2 protein-coding genes are annotated in these 1745 nt (G+C 55.4%); both read left to right on the top strand.

Translation table 11 applies throughout. The features are described 5' to 3' along the window. On the top strand, positions 1 to 498 hold a 498-nt coding region (locus WBB85_RS02245; protein WP_432636996.1), incomplete at its 5' end, for an ATP-binding cassette domain-containing protein. Beyond that, complete coding sequence (locus WBB85_RS02240) at positions 495 to 1712, top strand: ABC transporter permease (RefSeq protein ID WP_432636995.1); 1218 nt, start codon at positions 495 to 497, stop codon at positions 1710 to 1712. The genes WBB85_RS02245 and WBB85_RS02240, both read left to right, overlap by 4 nt. Positions 1713 to 1745 lie beyond the last annotated feature (33 nt).

Genomic DNA, 1745 nt, shown 5'->3' with positions numbered 1-1745 from the left:
GACGTATCCCGGGCATGGCAAAAAAACGATCAGGCACTTCTCAGCATGCTGCGCGCGCGCTGTGTTACTTACCTACCGCAACGGGATGGATTGCTGGAGTTTTTGACAATTCGCGAGAATATCCTGTGCAGCGCTGAGCTGGCGGGTGCACTGCCGGTCAATGAAATCGACTTGTTGATAACGATGCTGGATCTTGACGAAGTTCTTGATGCGTTGCCTGCTGGGCTTTCCGGTGGCCAGCGACAACGTGCGGCGGTGGCTTGCGCTTTGGCGCAGAGGCCAGCGTTAATTCTGGCGGATGAGCCAACAGCGGCGCTCGACGCGGAAAACGCCAGTCGGGTCATGGAAAGCCTTATCAGACTGGCGGACCGCTCCGGTGCTGCGATCATACTTGCGACCCATCAATTGCACCTCGTAACAACTTACGCATTCAATAAGATAATTGTGACTGAAACCGGTCCGAAATCCAACCGTAGATCCGTGTTTGAGACCGCATGATGAAAGTACCGTTAATTTGTCGATTGGCCTTTGCCGACTTACGCCATGCACGGGTTGCCACGCTTTGTCAGATATTCGGACTAGCGGCGTTGTTGGTACCGCTTTTAATTATTCTGGGCATCAAGAACGGATATATTGAGGACCGCACCCAGGCCCTTCTGGAAAATCCTGAGGACCTACGAATCCAGTTTGTCGGGCAAGACAGCTTTTCGGCTGAATTTGTACAAGAGCTTCGTCAGCACCCAGATGTCCGATATATCGGGGCGCACCCGATCCAACTTGCGGTGCAGTCTGATTTTGCTGTGCCGGTCAATGGCGGCCCGCTGGTTAGGAATGTGACGCTGCTGGCAACAGGGGCGGGAGACCCGTATCTTGGTGACGGAGTTGAGCCGCCAGCAAGAGGCGAACTGGTCTTGTCCGCGGCTCTCGACGGCCAGCTTGGGGGTCTTGAAGTTGGTGATCTGGTTGAAGTGTTGATGCGACCGAACAATTCGGAACCGGATGGCGCTTATCTTACCTTTACCGTAAGCGGCATACTACCCGCTGGTGTCTGGGGCCGAACCGGTGCGCTGCTGGAAACGGGTGATCTGTTTCTGTTGCAGGACTGGACTCATGGTGACGTGGATGGCACTGACCTCAACCCGTCGCGTGAAAGTTATCCCGATCCGGAAAAGTTCCCTCTGGTCAGGCTTTATGCGACGGATGTCGATGGCGCATTTCGGCTTGTCGAAGATTTGGCCCGTAGTGGTTATGCCTCCGGAGCGTCACTTGAGAAGGCCGCCGATCTGCTATCGCTGCGAAACGCACTGAATAGCGGGTTTAATACAGTTGCCATTGTTGGCCTGCTCGGTGTCGCGATCACCTTCACGGCAAGCTTGTGGGCAGCTATCAGCCGGAATCGACGACCGATCAGCCTTCTGCGTGTCGGCGGTTTGAGCCAAACCCAGGCGTTTCTTCTGCCCGCTACGCAGGCTGCACTTATTGGTACAGTGGGCTGGGTGCTATCCGTCTGTCTCTATGCCCTGCTCACCGGCCTTTTGAATATCGCGCTTGCCAGCACCTTCAGGGTGGACGAAGCGCTTGCCAGATTGTCTATGACCGAGTTTCTCGCAAGCGCCGGCGCGACGCTTGTGGTGTCGCTTATTGCATCACTTGGGGCTGCGTATGCCATCACGTCCATTACACCCGAGGAAGGTTTTCTCGATGTTCGTTAAGCAGTTCGTTTACGCAACGGCAGTGCTTGCCCT

This window comes from Albidovulum sp. (assembly GCF_049646345.1).
Lineage (GTDB): Bacteria > Pseudomonadota > Alphaproteobacteria > Rhodobacterales > Rhodobacteraceae > Albidovulum.
The sequence above is the reverse complement of the archived record's forward strand: the minus strand, read 5'-3'. Positions and strand labels throughout refer to the sequence as shown.

What these genes read in the sequence shown, in the direction of transcription:
- WBB85_RS02240 (WP_432636995.1), top strand. Translation starts at nt 495, where the DNA reads ATGATGAAAGTACCGTTAATTTGTCGATTGGCCTTTGCCGACTTACGC.